This is a genomic window from Limnohabitans sp. (genome assembly GCF_036804465.1).
Taxonomy (GTDB): domain Bacteria; phylum Pseudomonadota; class Gammaproteobacteria; order Burkholderiales; family Burkholderiaceae_C; genus Limnohabitans.
In genome coordinates this window covers 70,613-91,377 of sequence record NZ_DAIRSK010000001.1, presented here as the reverse complement: position 1 = coordinate 91,377, position 20,765 = coordinate 70,613, and the positions used below count along the sequence as shown (strand labels likewise).

Sequence of the window (20,765 nt, the reverse complement as noted above, 5' to 3'; positions counted from 1 at the left end):
AGCTTGTGTTGTTTGTATGAAGACTAAGGGATTCATATTGTTTTGTCTAAGGACTTTTTGGCTTGCCGCCCACAATGCGACAATAAGCGCAGACATGACGACCTCTTTTTCCAATTTGCAGCTAGCCCCCGCGCTGGCACGTGCCGTAGCCGAAATGGGCTACGAAACCATGACCCCCATCCAAGCCCAAGCCATCCCCGTGGTGTTGACAGGCCAAGACGTGATGGGCGCCGCGCAAACCGGCACCGGTAAAACAGCCGCGTTCTCGCTGCCGTTGCTGCAACGTTTGCTCAAACACGAAAACAGCTCCACCTCGCCCGCACGCCATCCCGTGCGCGCCTTGGTGCTCTTGCCCACGCGAGAGTTGGCCGACCAAGTGGCCCAGCAAATCAAACAATATGCCGTGCACACCAACCTGCGCAGCATGGTGGTGTTTGGCGGCATGGACATGAAGCCCCAAACCTTGGAGCTGAAAAAAGGCGTCGAGGTGTTGGTGGCCACGCCTGGCCGTTTGCTCGATCACATCGAAGCCAAGAACGTGGTGCTCAACCAAGTTGAATATGTGGTGCTCGACGAAGCAGACCGCATGTTGGACATTGGCTTCTTACCCGACCTGCAACGCATCTTGAGCCACTTGCCCAAGACGCGCACCACGCTGCTGTTCTCTGCCACTTTCTCGACAGAGATCAAGCGCTTGGCAGGTAGTTATTTGCAAAATCCAGTCACCATCGAAGTGGCACGTCCTAACGAAACCGCTGCCACCATCACGCAGCAGTTCTACAGCGTGAGCGTGGACGACAAGTACAACGCCTTGCGTCACCTCATCAAATCCAATGGCATGAAGCAGGCCTTTGTGTTTTGCAACAGCAAACTCGGCTGCGCCCGTTTGGCCCGCTCGCTCGAGCGCGATGGGTTTCGCACCAGTGCCTTGCACGGCGACAAGAGCCAAGACGAACGCTTAAAAGCCCTAGAAGGCTTCAAGCAAGGCGAGGTTGATTTGTTGGTATGTACCGACGTGGCCGCCCGCGGCTTGGACATCAAAGACGTGCCTGCGGTGTTCAACTTTGACATTCCTTTCAACGCCGAAGACTATGTGCACCGCATTGGCCGCACAGGCCGAGCGGGTGCTTTGGGCCAAGCCATCAGCTTTGTATCAGGCAGCGACCAGCGTTTGGTGGCTGACATTGAGAAATTGCTCAAGACCAAAATCACTTTAGAAAACGTCAGCGTTGAGCCAGACCGCTCGCGTGAGCGTCGTGAACCCCGTGCTGATTCGCGCGAGTCGCCTGGTGAGCGTTCGGATGCTTCCAGCCGACCGCGTGAGGGCTTCGCCCCGCGCGACGCTCGTCCTCGCGAGCAAGACAGCCGCCGCAGCCGCGAAGTGGGTTATGTGCCTGCACCGCGCATCAAGAACGATCCGTTTTTTGACAAGCCTTACGAGGCTACCGTGCGCAGCGCTGAAACCGCTGCACCAGCTGCGCCCGATCCACTGCGCAAATCAGCCAATATCAAATCCAAGCGGGTGATGGCGGCTTTGTTCAAGTCGACCACTTAAAAAAACGCGCCATCAAATGGGTGACCCTGCATCCACTGGCGGCGCATGAATGACAGACCATTCCGGCCGATATGCAAGCTCGTTTTTTGCACATCGGTGAAATGCTGGTGGACTTGGGGCCGCATCGTGTGGGCTTGCCGCACATTCGACCACTAGAAAGCAAGCTGTGGGAAATGTGAATGACGGGCCGCGACGGTATTGCCCGTGCTGTTTACGCCGCCGTGCAGGGGCGCACTTTGCTGGTCCTGCATGTGTTTAAAAAAAAGACGCAGACCACACCACGAAGGGCCATTGAAACCGCATTGAAACGCTTGGAGGAATCGACATGAAAAGCCTGAAAGACCTGAAAGCCGAACTGCTGGTCAACCCTGCCGTTCGCCAAGCCTATGACGCACAAGCGCCCGAGTTTGAGCTGGCCCGTGAACTGATTGCAGCACGTACGCAAGCGGGCCTAACGCAAGGTGATGTGGCCGCCGCATGGGTACAACCCAAAGCGTGATTGCACGCATCGAAAGTGGCAGGGGCATGCCATCCATGCGAACAGTCCAACGTTTTGCCAATGCCGTGGGAGCGCGTGCCGTGGTGCGCATGGAGCCTTTGACAGCTGCATAAATTTTTCGCTTCAGCAAGTCCCGCCACAAAGGTACTACTTCAAAAAAATGCATAAGAGCATGCCAGAGTAAGCTAGGTCAGCGGGTCCAGCGTCTGTGGGCACTTCACGCTGAGGCGCTCCCACGCAGGTGCATCGTTCACGCTAAGTAACGTGTCCTTGGCTTCTAGCTTGGCCGCACTCAGGCAACCACCCCACACGCACCCATCATCTAGGCACACCACATCTGGGCGGTTGGCCGAGTCCAGGGTGGACCAATGGCCAAAGGCCACGCGCACATCGGCCGTCAATCGGCCCGGCACATCAAACCACGGCAGCAGGTGCGCGGGTGCTTTGTCGGCGCTCTCTTTCACACTGAAATCCATCGCGCCGTGTGCATCACAAAAGCGCAAGCGGGTCAGGGCGTTGACGATCACGCGCAAGCGGTCTGCGCCTTCTAGGCCATCACGCCACACATTGGGCAGCCCGCCATACATTTGCGGCATGAACTGCGTCCAATCGTCGCTGCGCAGCACAGCTTCTACCTCGCCCGCCAGTGCGAGGGTTTGTTGCGCTGTCCATTGCGGCAACACGCCTGCATGCACCATCAGCACCTGGCCCACTTGTATCGCCATGTGTTGGTGGCGCAGCCAGTGCAGCAGCTCGGCGCTGTCGGGTGCGGTCAAGATGTCTTGGGTGGTGTCTTGTGAGCTGGGTTTGCGCACGCCGCACGACACCGCCAACAAATGCAAATCGTGGTTGCCCAGCAGGCATTGCGCGCTGGCGCCGTAGCCCATCAAGCGGCGCAGCACGCCCGCGTTGTCGGGGCCACGGTTGACCAAGTCGCCCAACAAATACAGCGTGTCGCGGCTGGGAGAGAACGCGATGTGCGCCAACAAACGTTCTAGGGCTTCGTCGCAGCCTTGGATGTCGCCAATCAAGTAAAGTGCCATGCAGGAGATTGTGATGGATGTTTTACTGATTGTTTTCTTAACGCTGCTCAATGGCGTGTTTGCCATGTCGGAGATGGCGCTGTCGTCTAGCCGCAAAGCGCGTTTGGCGGCATTGGCCGAGGCAGGCGACAGCGGCGCTCACGCGGCACTGCGTTTGATGGAGCAGCCCACCCAGTTTTTGTCGACCGTGCAAATCGGCATCACCTCCATTGGTGTGCTCAACGGCATTGTGGGCGAGGCCGCGTTTAGCCACGACTTTTCAAATTGGTTGCTGGCCCAAGGCGTGCCTGACAACTGGGCCTCAGGCTTGGCCACTGCGTTTGTGGTGACCCTGATCACCTTCAGCACCATTTTGTTTGGCGAACTGGTGCCCAAGCGCATTGGCCAGCTGTTTCCAGAATCGGTGGCACGTTTGACTGCGCCTGCCATGTTGGCCTTGGCGACGTTGGCCAAGCCGTTTGTCCATTTGTTGTCTGCCAGCACCAGTGGCATGTTGAGGTTGTTGCGGGTGGATGTGCACGGCGCACGCACCGTGACGGAAGAAGAAATTTCAGCCAGTTTGGTGGAAGGTGTGGACGCTGGTCTGATTGAATTGCATGAACACCAAATGGTGCAAAACGTGTTCAACCTTGACGAGCGTGCGCTGACCTCGATCATGGTGCATCGCTCCGACATCGAGTGGTTAGACGCCAAATTGCCCGTGCCGCAAGCCTTGGCCCAAGTCGGTGCGAGCGGCGCACACTCGTGGTACCCCGTGTGCCGTGGCGACCTAGACAACGTGGTGGGTGCGGTCAGTGTGTCTCAGCTGTTGCGCTTGCCACCCGGTACCGACATGACGGTAGAAGCATTGGCCAAGCCCGTGGCCTTTGTACCCGAAACCTTGAGCGGCATGGACTTGCTAGAACAATTTCGCAAACCCGCCGAACGCGCGACCGCGCATGGACGCATGGTGTTGGTGGTAGACGAATACGGCGTGGTCCATGGCCTTCTCACACCGCGCGATTTGCTCGAGGCCATCACGGGCGAATTGCTGCAAGCCACCCCCACCAATGAAGCGTGGGCTGTGCAACGTGAAGATGGTTCGTGGCTGGTCGACGGCATGATGCCTGTGAGTGAATTCAAAGCCCGCTTGGGGATCAAAGAATTGCCCGATGAAGACCGTGGCATCTACAACACAGTGGCGGGTTTGGTCATGGCCATTTCTGGCGATCTGCCCACGGTTGCCGATGTCGTGGAATTTGGTGAGTGGCGCTTTGAGGTGATGGACCTGGATGGCCGACGCATCGACAAGCTGCTGATCAGCCGCATCAGCTAACGCTGTTTCAAAACCGCTTTGATAAGCGACTTATAAATCGCCTCTTTTGGCACGGTGGTTAAACGGCACCTGGTACATCCACACCGGTCGACCATCACGGCAGGTCAGGATGGCGCTGGGTATCAGCGCTTGGGCTTCAAACTCTAGGCTGATCAGCCACGCGCCGCGGCGCAATTCGGCTTCGGCTTTTTCCACAGCACGGGGCATGCTCTCGGGACGCTGAAACAGATAAACCATGTCAAAGCTGCGCCAGTCCACCAGCCAAATATCGCCTTGGCGAATTTTGGCAAACGAGCAGCGCATGGCGCTGAGTACGCGCAGCGGCCAGCTCATCTCGACCCCGTGAAGCTCGGCACGCGGAAACGCATCACGCAAAGCCAGCAAGCCGTCGCCCAGGCCACTGCCTGCATCCAAAATGCGTGCGCCTGCGGGCAGGGTGATGTGCTGTTGCATTTCACGCAGGGCGCGTTTGGGCGTGGGAAACAGCGGGGCATCGCGCCACGCTTTGCGTGGGTAAACCAACACGATGAGCCCCAGCAACAACAACCATCCGATGGGCGGCACACTGAGGGTGGACGACGAAGCCAGCATCGACAGCGGAAAACCCAGCACGATCAGGGCCTTGCGCATGGGGGTGCCGACCAAGGTGCTTAAAAAACCGCCTAAAAAAGTGCAGCCGATGAAGGCCATCGTCTCACTCACCCCAAGGGTTTGCACACCCTTGAAGATCAGCCAAGAGGCACCCCAAACAAGCAACGCGGGGATGGGCCAAGTCATGAATTTCATGAGAAAGAATCATAGAGCCTACGTGACAGCTTGGGGCGGGCACATGAATGAAAATCCAGACACTTGGATTTTGTTCAAAAGCTCACATGACTCAGTCGTCCACCCACACCCTCAGCACCGTCGATGAAATGCGTCAAACCTTGCGTCGCATTGGCAGTTTGAAGGGGCGCCAGCCCGATGCCCAGTCTTTGCAAGACGTGCGGGCATTGGTCAGCTTGGCCGAACGACGTGATTTGTTGATCGAGCACTTACATGCCCTCAACGACACCTACAGTGGTTTGTTTGAACGCCATCTGGTGGCCTTGGCACACATCATGAAGTTGCCTCTGGCCGAGGTGTTTGAAGTGGCCACTTTTTATCACCACTTCGACGTGCTGCCCGACGATGCACAACCTGCCGCATTGACTGTTCGCATCTGCAGTGGGTTGAGCTGTGAAATGCGTGGGGCCCAACCACTGTTGGCGAATTTGCCCAGTCTCTTGGGTCCTGATGTCAGCGTCATCCCTGCACCATGCGTGGGACGCTGCGAACAAGCGCCCGTTGCCGTGGTGCATCAAAATCCTGTGCCGCATGCCACGCCACAAAGGGTGCTTGCCGCTGTGCAAACCAAACAAACCCAACCAGCCATGACCGAACATGTCGGTTTGGATGACTATGTGGCTGATGGCGGCTACCAATTGCTGGTTGATTTGCATGCAGGCCAAGCGGATGCCGAACATGTGCTCCAGGCCATGGAAGACTCAGGTCTGCGCGGCTTGGGTGGCGCAGGCTTTCCGGCAGGGCGCAAGTGGCGCATCGTGCGCGAGCAAGCTGCGCCGCGCTTGATGGCCGTCAACATTGACGAGGGCGAGCCTGGTACCTTCAAAGACCGCACCTACTTGGAGCGTGACCCGCATCGATTTTTAGAAGGCATGTTGGTGGCGGCGCACGTGGTGGGTATTGACGCGGTCTACATTTATTTGCGAGACGAGTACCACGGCTGTCGTGAACTGCTCACGCAAGCGCTGGCGCATTTGCATGCCCACCCGCCTTGCCCCTTGCCGCACATCGAGTTGCGCCGAGGCGCAGGTGCCTACATCTGCGGTGAAGAGTCCGCGATGATTGAGAGTATTGAAGGCAAACGCGGCGAGCCCCGTATGCGTCCCCCCTACATTGCGCAAGTGGGTTTGTTTGGCAGGCCTACCCTCGCGCATAACTTTGAAACGCTGTATTGGGTGCGCGACATCGTACAAAAAGGCGCAGACTGGTTCAGCGGTTTTGGCCGCCATGGCCGCCAAGGTTTGCGCAGTTTCAGCGTGAGCGGCCGCGTCAAGCAACCCGGTGTCAAGCTCGCACCTGCGGGCATCACGATTCAAGAGTTGATTGACGAGTATTGCGGCGGCATGCTGGATGGCCATGAGCTCTATGCCTATTTGCCAGGCGGTGCCTCGGGCGGCATCTTGCCCGCGCGCATGAACGACATTCCTTTGGACTTTGACACCTTACAGCCCTTCGGTTGCTTCATTGGTTCTGCGGCTGTGATTGTGTTGAGCCAACACGACTCGGCGCGTGATGCGGCCATCAACATGATGAACTTCTTTGCACATGAAAGCTGCGGCCAGTGCACACCGTGTCGTGTGGGCACCGCCAAGGCTGCCCAACTCATGCAAGCCAAGGTGTGGGACAACACGACCTTGGAAGACTTGAACCAAGTGATGACCGATGCCTCGATTTGTGGCTTGGGACAAGCTGCGCCCAACCCTGTGCGTTGTGTGCAAACGTATTTTCCAGAGGAGATCGTTTAAATGAACGCCCCGATGAAATCCGCAGACTTGATGCCGCAAACCATTGAGTTCAAGCTCAACGACCAAGCTGTGCAAGCCTATGCTGGCGAGACCATTTTGAAAGCCGCACAGCGTCATGGTGTGGACATTCCGCACCTTTGCTACCAAGACGGCCTGCGCCCCGATGGCAACTGCCGTGCGTGTGTGGTCGAGATCAAAGGCGAACGTACCTTGGCGCCCAGCTGCTGTCGCTTGGCGACAGTAGGGCTGGAGGTGATGGTGAGTGAACGGGCTGTGAAGAGTCAGAAGATGGTGTTGGAGATGTTGCTGTCGGATATGCCGGATGTTGGGTACAAGTGGAACGATGCTGCCTCTCTCGCCGCTGCGACGGGAAATACGCCGGGCTCCTCATGCGGCGAGCCAAAGTCGTTACCCGGCGCATCTCCCATCGCAGCGGGTGGTGGCGATCGTGATGCCGCTGGCCAGCATGGTGAGTTGAGTGACTGGGCGTCTCGTTTGAATGTGACTGTGCGCCCTGAGTTGCGCGCGTTGCGCCGCGAGCAAGCTGCACGCGATCTGTCACACCCCGCCATGGCAGTGAATTTGGATGCATGCATTCAATGCAACCGCTGTGTGCGTGCGTGCCGTGAAGAACAAGTGAATGATGTGATTGGCTATGCCAATCGTGGCGCACAGAGCCAAATTGTGTTTGACTTGAACGATCAGATGGGCAGCAGCTCGTGCGTGGCGTGCGGTGAGTGTGTGCAAGCATGTCCCACAGGGGCCTTGATGCCCAAGTCTCAGATTGGCTCGCAAGTGGTCGACAAAAAAGTGGACTCGGTGTGTCCGTTCTGCGGCGTGGGGTGCTTGCTGACCTACAACGTCAAGGACAACCAAATTGTCAGTGTGCAGGGGCGCGATGGCCCTGCCAACCACAACCGCTTGTGTGTCAAAGGTCGCTTTGGCTTTGACTACATTCACAACCCGCAGCGCTTGACCAAGCCGCTGATTCGCAAGTCTGGTGTGCCCAAAGACCCATCAATGATTGACCAACTCAACCGCGATACAGCGGATTGGTCTGAGGTGTTTCGCGAAGCCACGTGGGAAGAGGCCTTGGCTTTGGCCGGCGGTCAACTCAAAGCGCTGCGCGACACCCATGGCAAAAAATCATTGGCTGGTTTTGGCTCGGCCAAAGGCAGCAACGAAGAGGCGTATTTGTTCCAAAAGTTGGTGCGCACCGGCTTTGGCTCGAACAACGTGGACCACTGCACACGCTTGTGCCATGCATCGAGCGTGGCCGCCCTGCTAGAAGGCGTGGGTTCGGGCGCGGTGAGCAACCAAGTGAACGATGTAGAGCATGCGGGGCTGATTTTTGTGATTGGCTCCAACCCAACCACCAACCACCCTGTGGCGGCCACATGGATGAAAAACGCGGCCAAGCGCGGCGCCAAAATTGTGCTGGCCGACCCGCGTATCACGGACTTGGGCAAGCACGCGTGGCGCACCTTGCAGTTCAAGCCCGACACCGATGTGGCGATGCTCAATGCGTTGATACACACCGTGATTGACGAAGGCTTGGTGGATGAAGACTTCATCCTTCGCCGCGCCAACAACTATGAGGCCTTGAAAGAAAACGTCAAAGGCTACAGCCCCGAGGCGATGGCGCCCATCTGCGGCATTCCTGCAGAGACCTTGCGCGAAGTCGCGCGCGCGTTCGCCACCTCCAAGGGTTCGATGGTGTTGTGGGGCATGGGTGTGAGCCAGCATGTGCACGGCACAGACAATGCGCGCTGCCTGATTGCCTTGGTCACGGTGACGGGCCAAATTGGCAAGCCTGGCACGGGCCTGCACCCCTTGCGCGGGCAAAACAATGTGCAAGGTGCCAGCGATGCGGGCCTGATTCCCATGATGTACCCCAACTACCAACGCGTCACCGACAAAGCGGCGCATGATTGGTTTGAAAAATTTTGGGACTCACCGCTGGACGACCAACCCGGCTACACCGTGGTGGAAATCATGGGCAAGATCTTGTCGGACGATGCTGACCCACACAAGATTCGCGGCATGTACATCATGGGTGAGAACCCCGCCATGAGCGATCCTGATTTGAACCACGCACGCCACGCCTTGGCGTCGCTGGAACATTTGGTGGTGCAAGACATCTTCATGACCGAAACCGCTTGGCTGGCGGATGTGGTGTTGCCTGCCACTGCATGGCCCGAAAAAACCGGCACGGTCAGCAACACCGACCGCATGGTGCAATTGGGCAAGCAAGCTATTGATCCACCAGGCCAGGCGCGTGCGGATTTGTGGATCATTCAAGAAATTGCAAAGTTAGTTGGCTTAAATTGGAACTACCCAGGTGAGCACCACGGCGTGGCAGAGGTCTACGATGAAATGCGTCAAGCCATGCATGCGGCCATCGGGGGCATCACCTGGGAGCGGTTGCAGCGTGAGTCGAGCGTGACCTACCCCTGCTTGAACGCTGACGACCCTGGCTCACCCACAGTGTTCATTGACAGTTTTGCCACCGACGATGGCCGCGTGCATTTGGTGCCCGCCGATATCATCCCTGCCAACGAACGCCCAGACAGCGACTATCCCTTTGTGTTGATCACGGGTCGGCAGTTAGAGCATTGGCACACGGGCAGCATGACCCGACGCGCCACGGTGCTTGACGCATTGGAGCCTACAGCGACCGCTTCGATGTGTGGTGCAGACATCGCGCAATTGGGCGTGGAGGCGGGTGATGTGATCACCATTGCCTCACGCCGCGGCCAAGTGACGCTGCGCGTGCGCCGTGATGACGGTACGCCACAAGGTGCGGTGTTTGTGCCATTCGCCTACTACGAAGCTGCAGCCAACAGGATGACCAACCCAGCGCTGGACCCGTTCGGGAAAATTCCCGAGTTCAAGTACTGCGCGGTGGCCATTCACGCAGGTGGCGAGTTGCCAAGCGTTGCAGGCTTTGGTGTCAACGCTTAAAGCGTGACCACGCCGATTTTCTGGGCCGCTGCACGCGCACGCTCTAAAGCGTTAGGGCCTTGGGCCAAAGCCACCGCCATGCGTCGGTAAGGGCGCGTGGTGGGCTTGCCAAAAATGCGCACATCGGTGCCAGGTTCGCGCATGGCTTCAGCCACGCCTGTGTAGCTGGGAGAAGTTCCGTCGCGTGTGGCCAGCACCACGGCGCTCGCACCTTCGACGGTGTCGATGTGAGGAATCGGCAAGCCCAAAATGGCCCGCGCGTGCAAATCAAACTCGCTCAGGTTTTGGCTGATGAGGGTCACCATGCCCGTGTCGTGTGGGCGAGGGCTGAGCTCGCTGAAGATGACTTCGTCTTTCGTGACGAAGAACTCCACGCCAAACAAGCCAGCGCCACCCAAGTCTGACGTGACCTTTTCTGCCATCTGTTCAGCGGCCTTCAAGAAGTCTGGCTTCATGGCTTGTGGCTGCCAGCTGTATTGGTAGTCGCCGCGCTCTTGCACGTGGCCGATGGGTTGACAAAAAATGGTTTGACCATTGCGCTGGCGCACAGTGAGCAGCGTGATTTCAAATTCAAAGTGGATGAACTCTTCTACGATCACTTTTTGTCGGTCGCCCCGCATGCCTTCGCAGGCGTAGTTCCAACTGGTTTGAATGTCGGCTTCGGTCTTGGCCACGCTTTGGCCTTTGCCCGATGAGCTCATCACGGGCTTGATGACCACTGGAAACCCAATCGCTTGGGCTTGGCTCAACAACTCAGCGGCTGATTCGGCATAGCTGAACTTGGCGGTGCGCACGCCCAAGCCCACTGCGACATCACGGATGCGGTCGCGGTTCATGGTCAAGTTGGCTGCGCGGGCGCTGGGTATGACTTCAAAGCCTTCCTTTTCGACGTCCAACAACACCTCGGTGCGGATGGCCTCAATCTCGGGCACGATCAGGTCGGGCTGGTGCAAGGCAATGGCGGCGCGCAGGGCGGCTTCGTCCAACATGCTGAACACGCTGCAAGCGTCTGCCACTTGCATGGCCGGTGCGCCTGCATAGCTGTCACAGGCCACCACATAGCAGCCCAAGCGCTTGGCGCTGATGACGAATTCTTTGCCGAGCTCACCTGAGCCCAAGAGGAGGATTTTTTTCATCGCAAGACCTTCAACAGTTAAATCGGCCCTATTTTCTATAAGCCTGCAAGCAAGACGTATACAAAAGAATGGCAATGAGGGGGCTGGTTTCGCTTTGCAAGCCCGCTGAAGGTTTTAAAATCAAGCGCTAATCTAAGGAGACATGTTCATGCACGCTTTTCAACGTTCTTTGATTGCCCTGAGTTTGGGCTTGGTTTGCGCTGGTGGTTTCGCCCAAAACGATGCGACGGTGAAGGTCGGTTTGCTGAGCACTTTGTCCGGCCCTGGTGCTGGTTTGGGTGTGGACATTCGTGACGGTTTTCAGTTGGCGGTCAAGCTCTCGGGGGGCAAGTTCAGCGGCAAGAGCGTGGATGTCATCGTGGCCGATGACCAAGCGAGCCCCGATGTGGGCCGCCAAACTGCAGACCGTTTGATCAAGCGCGACAAGGTTGACTTCATGACGGGCATTGTTTTTTCAAATGTCATGTTGGCGGTGGGCGCGCCCACTTTCCAGGCTAAAACTTTCTACATCAGCGCCAACGCGGGGCCTTCGCAACTGGCGGGCGAGCAGTGCAACCCTTACTTCTTCAGTGCTTCCTATCAAAACGACAACATGCATGAAGCTGTGGGCAAAGTGGTGACCGACAAAGGCTTTAAAAATGTCGCCTTGATTGCGCCCAATTACCCGGCTGGCAAAGACGCGATTGCTGGCTTCAAGCGTTTTTACAAAGGCGATGTGGCGTCTGAGACCTACACCACCTTGAACCAACTTGACTACGGCACCGAGCTCTCCAAGTTGCGCGCCACCAAGCCAGACGCGGTGTATATTTTCTTGCCCGGCGGCATGGGCATCAACTTCATCAAGCAGTTTGTGGGGGCAGGCTTGTCCAAAGACATCACCTTGTTTGGCCCAGGATTCTCAGGCGATGAAGACGTGATCAAAGCCGTGGGTGAGCCCATGCTGGGCATGTTCAATACCTCGCAATGGGGCCACGACATGGACAACGCGGCCAACAAGAAGTTTGTGGCTGAGTTTGAAAAAGCCTATGGTCGCTTGCCCACGCTGTATGCGGCACAGGGCTATGACGCCGCACGCTTGATTGAAGCCGCGGTGCGTGACAGCAAAGGCAAGCTCGACGACAAAGCTGCGGTGCGCAAAGCCTTGGAGGCCGCCAAGTTTGATTCGGTGCGTGGCGCCTTCAAGTTCAACACCAACCACTTTCCGATCCAAGACTACTATTTGCGCATCATCACCAAAGACGCCAAAGGCCGTGTGACCAACCGCACCTTGGGGACGGTGTTCAAAGCTCACTCTGACGCGTATGCAGCCAGCTGCAAGATGCCTAGCCTGTAAGCATGGATGGGATATTGCTGTTTGAGCAATCGCTCAACGGCTTGCAGTTTGGGTTGATGTTGTTCTTGCTGGCCGCAGGCTTGACGCTCGTGTTCGGCATCATGGACATGATCAACCTCGCGCATGGCTCGCTCTACATGGTGGGCGCTTACCTGATTGCCACGGTGGCTGCGGCCACCGATTCTTTTTGGCTGGGGCTGGGTGCGGGTGTGATGGGCGCTGCGTTGTTTGGTGTGTTGCTGGAGGTGACCATCTTGCGCCGCCTGTATGAGCGTGACCACCTCTCACAAGTGCTGGGTACTTTTGCCATTCTCTTGATGTGCAACGAAACGGTGCGGTTGATTTGGGGGGCGCAGCCCATCAGCTTGAATCCTCCCGCTTCAATGAGTGGTCCTGTGGAATTGCTCAATGGTTTTTCCTATCCTGCGTATCGTTTGTTCATCATCGGCATGGGTTTGGTGGTGGCTTTGTTTTTGTATGTGCTCATCACGCGCACACGCGTGGGCATGCAAGTGCGTGCGGGCGCCGCTAACCGTGAGATGGCCTTGGCCATGGGCAGCAACGTGAAGCGTTTGTTCACGGCGGTGTTTGGTGTGGGGGCAGCGCTGTGCGCGATTGCTGGGGGCATGCTGGGGCCGCTGCTGGCCGTGCAAGTGGGCATGGGCGAGAGCATTTTGATTTTGGCTTTTGTGGTCATCGTCATTGGCGGCATAGGGTCGATTCGCGGTGCGTTCTTGGGTGCGATGTTGGTGGGTGTGGTGGACACAGCTGGACGCACCTTGGTGCCTATGGTGTTTGACTCGTTGCTCAGTGCCGAGGCGGCCTCGAGCGCTGGCCCTGCTGTGGCGTCGATCTTGATTTACATGCTCATGGCCACGGTGTTGTTCTTCAAGCCACGCGGCTTATTTCCTACGCACGGTTAACCAGGACTCGGCTGATCAACGCATGGCGAATTCATCTTCACGTACCTCGCTCGACCACGCTTTGCAGTGGCGCTGGAGCGTGCCTGCGCTGATGCTGTTGGTGGCCTTGCCATTCATCGCCAACTCAGTGGGCGAAGGTTTCTACATTGCCTTGGCCAGTCGCATGTTGATATTTGCCTTGGCTGCTACCAGCCTGAATTTCATTTTGGGTTTTGGCGGCATGGTGAGTTTTGGTCATGCGGCTTTTGTGGGCGTGGGCGCTTACAGCGTGACCATCCTCACGCAAATGGGCATCACCGATGCTTGGCTGTTGTGGCCTGCGGCAATGGTGGTGAGTGCGGTGTTTGCATTGATCATCGGGGCCATCAGCTTGCGCACACAAGGCGTCTACTTCATCATGATCACGCTGGCATTTGCCCAGATGATTTACTACCTCACAATTTCCCTCAAGGCCTATGGCGGTGACGATGGCTTGCCATTGGCGGGGCGTTCGCAAATTGCGTTTTTGAATATCAATGACGAGACCACGTTTTATTACGTGGTACTGGCCGTGTGCGTGGCTTCGCTCTACGCTGTGGCGCGTGTGTTGAACGCACGCTTTGGCCATGTGCTGCAAGCCATTCGCGAAAACGAAGTACGCATGCAAGCGCTGGGTTACGCGGTGTATCGCTACAAGCTGATCGCGTTTGTGTTGGCAGGGGCCCTAGCAGGTTTGGCGGGTGCGTTGCTGGCCAACCAGGGCGGCTTTGTCAGTCCTGCGCTCATGCAGTGGAGCCAGTCGGGCCTGTTGATGATGATGGTCATCTTGGGGGGTGTGGGCCACTTGTATGGCGGTGTGTGGGGTGCGGTGGTGTTCTTGGTTTTGGAAGAAGCCTTGAGTCACTTCACCATCCATTGGCAGCTGGGACTTGGCGCTTTGCTGCTGCTGGTGGTGCTGTTGGCCCCCAATGGTTTGACCAGCGTGTTGCAACGCTTGCAGCGAAAGAGCCAGCCATGAGCGTACCCTTGCTGCATGTGGACAACTTGGTCAAACGCTTTGGTGGCTTGGCCGCCACTGACCACGCCTCACTGCAAGTCAAGCGCGGTGAAATTCACGCGCTGATTGGCCCCAATGGCGCGGGTAAGACCACACTCATTCATCAAATTTCAGGTGCATTGCAACCCGACGAAGGCCGCATTGTGTTTGATCAGGCAGACCTCACACACACGGCTATGCACCAGCGTGCGCGTATGGGTCTCGTGCGGTCCTACCAAATTACCAGTGTGTTCACTCGCCTCACAGTGCAAGACAACTTGGCCTTGGCTGTTCAGGCGGGTGAGGGAAGTAGCTTTGAGTTTTGGCAAGCCGCACGCAGCCAACACGCGCGTTACGCACGCGCCGCCGAGGTGGCCGAGCGCGTGGGCTTGCAGGCGCAGCTCATGCAGACCGCAGGTGCGCTGTCGCACGGCGAGCAACGCCAGTTGGAAGTGGGCTTGGCCTTGGCCACCTCACCGAAGTTGATGCTGCTCGACGAGCCCATGGCTGGCATGGGCCCCGATGAATCCGAACGCATGCTGCTACTTCTGCAAAGCCTGCGCCAACACACCACGCTTTTGCTGGTCGAGCACGACATGGATGCGGTGTTTCGCTTGGCCGATACCATCTCGGTGTTGGTGTCGGGCCAAGTCATTGCGTGTGGCACCGCCGATCAGATCAAAGCCGATGCCGCTGTCAAGCGCGCCTACCTAGGCGACGAATTACCGTGAGTGCCTTGTTAGACGTTCACGATTTACACAGCGGCTATGGCAGCAGCCGCGTGTTGTTTGGCGTCAGCCTGTCGATTCAAGCAGGCGGTGTGTCCACCTTGTTAGGTCGCAATGGCATGGGTAAAACCACCACGGTGCGAACCATCTTGGGGCTCACGCCTGCATTGGCTGGCACAGTGCATTTTTGTGGCGAGCGTGTGGACGGCTTGAGCCCTGACCGCATTGCACGCATGGGCTTGGCTGTGGTTCCTGAAGGGCGACAAATCTTCTCCACTTTGTCTGTGCAAGAAAACCTGCTGGCCTTTGCGGCCAATCGCAACTGCAGTTCAAACCCTTGGACGCTGGCACGCGTGTACCACTTGTTCCCCCGTTTGGCAGACCGTCACCGTCACATGGGCAACCAGCTATCGGGGGGGGAACAACAAATGTTGGCCATTGGTCGCGCCTTGATGACCAACCCCCATTTGCTGGTGTTAGACGAAGCCACCGAGGGTTTGGCTCCGCTCGTGCGCGAGGACATTTGGCGTTGCTTGCATACGCTGCGTGGTGAAGGCCAAAGTATTTTGGTGATCGATAAATATGTTCAAAAGCTGATCAAGTTGGCCGACCAACACACCCTCATGGAGCGTGGGCAAGTGGTGTGGCAGGGCGATTCTGCTGCGTTGGAGGCTGACCACGGGCTGTGGCATCGCTACATTGGCGTTTGAGCCGCAGTTAGCCGCCCAACTTTTGTTTCATATCTTCAATGGCAAGCTTAACCAAGCGCTTGTGCTCTTGCTGCGCCTCATGATGTGTTTCAAAGTTTTGAAGCATCACAAAACTTCCCTCTGGCAATTTCGACATGGCCTCGTGCGAGATCGTTTCAAGGTGGTGATTTCGTTCGATCAGGTACCAAGTGTTTGCGAAGTTCATTCGTTGGCCTGCAAGTTGAAGGTTTTGAACGACCCCAAGAGCGCGACGCTGAGCTCTTGAGTCATTGTGGGCTGGGGTGGCCGAACATGTTGCCAGCTTTCTATTCGGTAATGCTGAGATAGCATCAATTTCAGGGCGGCAATGGCGGGGTAGTTCCCCAAGAGCGTCATCAATTCCATCATGCGGTCGTCAGGTTTAGCCACTTTCATGCCTGCGATTTGGACAGCCTGCGTCGTTGTCTCTTTGACCATGAGGTGTTGCATGATCTTGGGAATCACATTGGCCAGTGCCGATACGCAAACAGTGGGTTTGAGAATGCTTAAGTTGGGCTCGTGGCAGGAGGCAATGGCCAGCTCAGTGCCAAATGTGCGCATCAAATCTACCGTGTGGTTGACGTGGATGTCTTGATCGACGATGCCGACGAAGGTATGCGGATGCGTCTTTCGCAAATCGGCAAGGCTGACCTCTGGCAAGTCGGCCGAATGGTTGTTCCCACCCAGCTGATGAATGAACAGTTGCCAATCATGGAGATTGACCTGTTTGATGAGTTGATCAAAGTAGTCAAACAGCGCAATGTGGCTGAACGGCAGCCCATATTGCGGGGCTGACACCAAGAACTTACGCACGCCTAAAGCATGCGCTTTGTGAATGAATTGCGCCACTTCGCTGAACGAAGACGATTGCACGCCTAGCAACAGGTGGGTGGTTTCAACCCCGATGCTGATGACATGTGCGGCAGCAGATAATTTTTCATCAGCAGAAAAGGAGGACCCTTCACCTGCTTGACCAAACAGCACAAAGTGTTCTAAGCCTTTTGCACTGAGGTTGCGCAGGTGTGCGCAAAGTTTGGTTTCGTCAATTTTCAGGTCTTCTTGAAGAGGTGTTAAAACATCTACCCAGACACCCTGAAAGAGAGTTGCATTTAAATCGTTTGGCATGTTTTACTTTCTAAAAACAAGCGGACTTTGATGGCAAGTCTAGCAACTCTCGTGCGCGTTGTGTCGAATTTTGAAAGCTTACTTTTCGGCGTGATAGCCCGTCACACGTTCCACTTCGTTCTTAGAACCCAAGACCACGCTCACACGTTGGTGCAGTTGCGTGGGCTGAATGTCCAAGATGCGTTGACGGCCGTCGGTGGCAGCCCCACCCGCTTGTTCGACCAACCAACTCATAGGGTTGGCCTCATACATCAAACGCAGCTTGCCTGCTTTGCCCGGCTCGCGCTTGTCCCACGGGTACATGAACACGCCACCGCGTGTGAGGATGCGGTGCACATCGGCCACCATGGAGGCGATCCAACGCATGTTGAAGTTTTTGCCGCGTGGGCCTTCAACGCCTGCCAAGCATTCGTCGATGTAGCGCTTCACGGGCTCATCCCAGTGACGCATATTGCTCATGTTGATGGCGAACTCTTGGGTGTCGGCAGGGATCTTCACGTTCTCTTGGGTCAACACAAACGAGCCTTGTTCGCGATCCAGCGTGAACATGGCCACACCGTCACCCACCGTCAGCACCAAGGTGGTTTGTGGGCCGTAGACACAGTAGCCCGCTGCCACTTGTTGCGTGCCTGGCTGCAAGAAGTCGTCTTCGCTCACGCCTTTGCTGGGGTCCACTTTTTTGAGCACGCTGAAGATGGTGCCAATGCTCACGTTGACTTCGATGTTGCTCGAACCATCGAGTGGGTCAAACATCAACAGGTATTCGCCTTGGGGGTATCGGTTGGGCACGATGTGGATGCTGTCCATTTCTTCAGACGCCATGGCCGCCAAGTGGCCGCCCCATTCGTTGGCTTCGATCAGCACATCGTTGGCGATGATGTCGAGTTTCTTTTGCACTTCGCCTTGCACGTTTTCGCTGCCGGCAGAGCCCATGACGTCGCCCAGTTCGCTGCCCAAGGCGCCTTTGTTCACGGCGTGGCTGATGCTTTTGCATGCACGGGCCACGACTTCCAGCAACAAGCGCAGTTCAGAGGGGATACGGCCTTTGGCGCGTTGTTGTTCGACCAGATAGCGGGTGAGGGAAACAGGCATGGCAAGTCCTTAGTTGGCGAGCGCGCGCGAAACCACTTCGCGCACGTCGTTGCTTAAATCGGTTTTGGCAGCGACGCGTTTGATGGCCTCGTGCGCGGCGGTGCGGTAGGGCTCGGCCAGTTTGCTCCAACGGTCCAAGGCGCGCGCCAAACGGGCAGCGACTTGAGGGTTGAAGGCATCGAGCTCCAACACACGCTCACTCCAGAACACATAGCCCGCGGCGTCGCTGCGGTGGAAGGCGCCAGGGTTGGCACTGCAAAAGCTAAAGATCAGGCTGCGTGCGCGGTTGGGGTTCTTGATGTGGAAGTCAGGGTGTAGCATGAGGTTGCGCACCAGCGACACCATGTTGCCACCCCGGTCGGCGCTACTGGCTTGCAGGGCAAACCATTTGTCCATCACCAAGGCTTCGTTGCGAAAGAGGTTGTAGAAGCGTTGCAGCGCATCGCCTGCCAGTTCGTGTCCTGCACCGACCAAGGCGCTCAGGGCATTGAAGCGGTCGGTCATGTTGTGCGCGTCATTGAAGCATTGGAAGGTGCGGCCTGGCCACGCCATGTCGCCTGTTGCGCGTGCGTCAAGACACAACATGCTGAGGGCCTTGCCACTCAAGGCGCGGCGTCCACTGGACAAGGTGTCAGGGCTGTAGGCGCCGTTGTCCTTGTGCGCCTCAAAGGCCCAAGCCCAATCGTCGTGCAACGCGCGCGCGAGTTGGGCGCGCATGGCTTCTCGCACCGCGTGGATGCGTTGTGGGTCCACCACTTCCAGTTGTTCGGCGATGTAGGTTTCAGAAGGCAAGGTCAAAACCAAATCTTTGAAGGCAGCATCCAAAGCTGGGTTGCGCAGCACGGTACGCAGGGCTTGCACCAAGGCAGCGTCCAATACCTGCTGGGGGTCTTCGTTGGCCGCCACAGCGCTGAGAGCTGCACCCAAGCACAGGCGTTGGGCGGCTTCCCATTGGTTGAACGGGTCGGTGTCGTGTGCGAGGAGGGTGAGCAGCTGTGTGGGGGTGAAGTCTTTTTCCAACACCACGGGGGCGCTGAATGAACGCAAGATGGAAGGCACGGGCTCTTCGCCCGCTTGCAATGACAAGTCTTTGAACTCAAAGCTTTGGCTGGCTTCGGTGAGCACCAACAGCTGTGTGGGCAGGACCTCACGACCATCGTCAGACAGCAAGCCAAATTGCACGGGAATGACAAACGGTTCTTTGTGGTCTTGGCCAGGGCTGGGTGGGCAGCTTTGGTTCAAACGCAGGGTGTAGCTGCGGGTGTCGGCGTTGTAATGGCCTGCGGCTTGCACGCGCGGAGTGCCTGCTTGTGCGTACCAACGCTTGAACTGCGTCAGGTGCGTGGCGAGTGCAGAACCAGGGTTGGCATCGGCTATTGATTGTGCGAAGTCGTCGCACGTCACCGCTTGGCCATCATGGCGCTCGAAGTAGAGCGACATGCCTTTGGCAAAACCTTCACGTGAAGTCAGGGTCTGCATCATGCGTACCAGCTCTGAGCCTTTTTCATAAATCGTGACGGTGTAGAAGTTGTTGATTTCTACATAGCTGTCAGGACGCACAGGGTGGGCCATCGGGCCTGCGTCCTCTGGGAACTGCGCGGTGCGCAGCAGGCGCACGTCTTCGATGCGCTTGACGGCTTTGGCTGAAGCCGCGGCTGATAAACCATGCTCGTTGCCAAGCGTGTTGTCTCTCAAGGCTTCAGCCGCCAAGTCTTGGCTGAATTCTTGGTCGCGAAAAACTGTCAGGCCTTCTTTGAGCGAGAGTTGAAACCAGTCGCGGCAGGTGACGCGGTTGCCGGTCCAGTTGTGAAAGTATTCATGGCCCACCACGCTCTCAATATTGGCGTAGTCCATGTCGGTGGCGGTGGCAGAGTTGGCCAACACAAACTTGGTGTTGAAGATGTTGAGGCCCTTGTTCTCCATCGCGCCCATGTTGAAGTCGCTGGTGGCCACAATCATGAAGCGCTCCAAGTCCAGGCTCAAACCAAAGCGCTGCTCGTCCCACTTGATGCTGGCCATGAGCGAGTTCATGGCGTGTTCGGTCTTGTCCAAATCGCCTGAGCGCACAAACACTTGCAGCAAATGCTCTTTGCCTGACGGCGCTTTGACGCGCTGCTCGCGGCACACAAACTGGCCAGCCACCAAGGCAAACAGGTAGCAAGGCTTTTTGTGTGGATCCACCCACTTGGCAAAGTGACGGCCTTCTTCAAGCAAACCTTCTTCGACCAAGTTGCCATTGCTCAGCAGCACAGGAAACGTCTTTTTGTCTGCGCGCAGCGTGACGCTGTAGTGGGACATGACATCGGGGCGATCCAAGAAATAGGTGATGCGTCTAAAGCCCTCGGCCTCACACTGCGTGAAGAAAGAGTCGTTGCTGACGTACAAACCCGAGAGCATGGTGTTCTTGGCAGGCAAGCAAGTGGTGAAAATTTCTAGATCGAACGCTTCCGTGCCTTCGGGTAAGTTTTCTAGCACCAACTTCTTGCCGTCCATCTTGAACGAGGTGCCTTGGCCGTTGACCAACACGCGGGCGAGGTTGAGCTCGTCGCCGTCCAAACGCAGGGGCTGCGCCTCTACGGCGGGGTTGCGGCGCACACGCATTTGGTTGAGCACGCGGGTTTTGGTGGGGTCCAAGTCAAACGTCAAATGGACGGTGTCGATCCAAAACGCGGGCGCTGCGTAGTCGGCGCGTTGAGTCAAAGTGGCTGTGCCTTCACGGAACATAGATGAGGTCTCCTG

18 protein-coding genes are annotated in these 20,765 nt (G+C 57.1%); 12 read left to right on the top strand and 6 right to left on the bottom strand.

Translation table 11 applies throughout. The features are described from left to right. Positions 1–94 precede the first annotated feature (94 nt). The 4 genes from V7Q41_RS00435 to V7Q41_RS00420 all read left to right on the top strand — a co-directional run bounded on the left by V7Q41_RS00435 (position 95) and on the right by V7Q41_RS00420 (position 2,167). Positions 95–1,555: a DEAD/DEAH box helicase gene (locus V7Q41_RS00435; protein ID WP_333841346.1), complete on the top strand. Its 1,461-nt coding sequence runs from the start codon at positions 95–97 to the stop codon at positions 1,553–1,555. A 179-nt stretch (positions 1,556–1,734) separates the two neighbouring features. Further along, positions 1,735–1,884 (top strand): type II toxin-antitoxin system RelE/ParE family toxin, encoded by a 150-nt coding sequence (locus tag V7Q41_RS00430; protein ID WP_333841343.1) that lies wholly within the window; start codon positions 1,735–1,737, stop codon positions 1,882–1,884. Next, the gene (locus tag V7Q41_RS00425; RefSeq protein WP_333841339.1) at positions 1,881–2,054 is read left to right on the top strand and encodes a hypothetical protein; all 174 of its coding nucleotides are present in this window, start codon (positions 1,881–1,883) and stop codon (positions 2,052–2,054) included. The genes V7Q41_RS00430 and V7Q41_RS00425 overlap by 4 nt, the downstream gene beginning before the upstream one ends. Then, positions 2,033–2,167 (top strand): helix-turn-helix domain-containing protein, encoded by a 135-nt coding sequence (locus V7Q41_RS00420; RefSeq protein WP_333841337.1) that lies wholly within the window; start codon positions 2,033–2,035, stop codon positions 2,165–2,167. Before V7Q41_RS00425 ends, V7Q41_RS00420 begins: the two co-directional genes overlap by 22 nt. 72 nt (positions 2,168–2,239) lie before the next feature. Here V7Q41_RS00420 and V7Q41_RS00415 read toward each other — a convergent pair whose 3' ends face one another. After that, on the bottom strand, positions 2,240–3,097 hold the full coding sequence (locus V7Q41_RS00415) for a symmetrical bis(5'-nucleosyl)-tetraphosphatase (protein ID WP_333841335.1): 858 nt from the start codon (positions 3,095–3,097) through the stop codon (positions 2,240–2,242). A 13-nt stretch (positions 3,098–3,110) separates the two neighbouring features. Here V7Q41_RS00415 and V7Q41_RS00410 point away from each other — a divergent pair, with 13 nt between their 5' ends. Continuing rightward, positions 3,111–4,412 carry a hemolysin family protein gene (locus V7Q41_RS00410; RefSeq protein WP_333841332.1) on the top strand — a complete coding sequence of 434 codons (1,302 nt, stop codon included), beginning with the start codon at positions 3,111–3,113 and terminating at the stop codon, positions 4,410–4,412. A 30-nt stretch (positions 4,413–4,442) separates the two neighbouring features. Here the strand turns inward: V7Q41_RS00410 and V7Q41_RS00405 are convergent, their stop codons facing one another. After that, the gene (locus V7Q41_RS00405) at positions 4,443–5,198 is read right to left on the bottom strand and encodes a class I SAM-dependent methyltransferase (protein ID WP_333841330.1); all 756 of its coding nucleotides are present in this window, start codon (positions 5,196–5,198) and stop codon (positions 4,443–4,445) included. An 86-nt stretch (positions 5,199–5,284) separates the two neighbouring features. Here V7Q41_RS00405 and V7Q41_RS00400 point away from each other — a divergent pair, with 86 nt between their 5' ends. Both V7Q41_RS00400 and fdhF read left to right on the top strand, forming a co-directional pair. Beyond that, positions 5,285–6,982, top strand: a complete 1,698-nt coding sequence (locus V7Q41_RS00400) for an NADH-ubiquinone oxidoreductase-F iron-sulfur binding region domain-containing protein (RefSeq protein ID WP_333841328.1) — start codon at positions 5,285–5,287, stop codon at positions 6,980–6,982. Further along, positions 6,983–9,946, top strand: coding sequence for a formate dehydrogenase subunit alpha (gene fdhF, locus V7Q41_RS00395; RefSeq protein ID WP_333841326.1), 2,964 nt, complete (start codon positions 6,983–6,985; stop codon positions 9,944–9,946). Here fdhF and purT read toward each other — a convergent pair. Further along, positions 9,943–11,082: a formate-dependent phosphoribosylglycinamide formyltransferase gene (purT, locus tag V7Q41_RS00390; protein ID WP_333841324.1), complete on the bottom strand. Its 1,140-nt coding sequence runs from the start codon at positions 11,080–11,082 to the stop codon at positions 9,943–9,945. The two genes, fdhF and purT, sit on opposite strands and share 4 nt — an antisense overlap. 148 nt (positions 11,083–11,230) lie before the next feature. Here purT and V7Q41_RS00385 point away from each other — a divergent pair, with 148 nt between their 5' ends. From V7Q41_RS00385 to V7Q41_RS00365, 5 genes are read left to right on the top strand one after another with little or no spacing between them, the layout of a single operon-like run. Continuing rightward, positions 11,231–12,415 carry an ABC transporter substrate-binding protein gene (locus V7Q41_RS00385; protein WP_333841322.1) on the top strand — a complete coding sequence of 395 codons (1,185 nt, stop codon included), beginning with the start codon at positions 11,231–11,233 and terminating at the stop codon, positions 12,413–12,415. A 2-nt stretch (positions 12,416–12,417) separates the two neighbouring features. After that, complete coding sequence (locus V7Q41_RS00380; RefSeq protein WP_333841320.1) at positions 12,418–13,338, top strand: branched-chain amino acid ABC transporter permease; 921 nt, start codon at positions 12,418–12,420, stop codon at positions 13,336–13,338. Positions 13,339–13,360: 22 nt separating this feature from the next. Further along, on the top strand, positions 13,361–14,335 hold the full coding sequence (locus V7Q41_RS00375; RefSeq protein WP_442918764.1) for a branched-chain amino acid ABC transporter permease: 975 nt from the start codon (positions 13,361–13,363) through the stop codon (positions 14,333–14,335). Then, entirely contained in the window at positions 14,332–15,084 is a 753-nt protein-coding gene (locus tag V7Q41_RS00370; RefSeq protein WP_333841318.1) for an ABC transporter ATP-binding protein, read from the top strand. Before V7Q41_RS00375 ends, V7Q41_RS00370 begins: the two co-directional genes overlap by 4 nt. Next, entirely contained in the window at positions 15,081–15,791 is a 711-nt protein-coding gene (locus V7Q41_RS00365; protein ID WP_333841316.1) for an ABC transporter ATP-binding protein, read from the top strand. Before V7Q41_RS00370 ends, V7Q41_RS00365 begins: the two co-directional genes overlap by 4 nt. Before the next feature lie 201 nt (positions 15,792–15,992). Here V7Q41_RS00365 and V7Q41_RS00360 read toward each other — a convergent pair whose 3' ends face one another. The 3 genes from V7Q41_RS00360 to pepN form a co-directional block, all read right to left on the bottom strand. Then, complete coding sequence (locus tag V7Q41_RS00360; protein ID WP_333841313.1) at positions 15,993–16,934, bottom strand: dihydrodipicolinate synthase family protein; 942 nt, start codon at positions 16,932–16,934, stop codon at positions 15,993–15,995. A gap of 78 nt (positions 16,935–17,012) precedes the next feature. Beyond that, on the bottom strand, positions 17,013–18,026 hold the full coding sequence (locus V7Q41_RS00355; RefSeq protein WP_333841310.1) for a class 1 fructose-bisphosphatase: 1,014 nt from the start codon (positions 18,024–18,026) through the stop codon (positions 17,013–17,015). A gap of 9 nt (positions 18,027–18,035) precedes the next feature. Continuing rightward, positions 18,036–20,750, bottom strand: a complete 2,715-nt coding sequence (gene pepN / locus V7Q41_RS00350) for an aminopeptidase N (protein ID WP_333841308.1) — start codon at positions 20,748–20,750, stop codon at positions 18,036–18,038. Positions 20,751–20,765 lie beyond the last annotated feature (15 nt).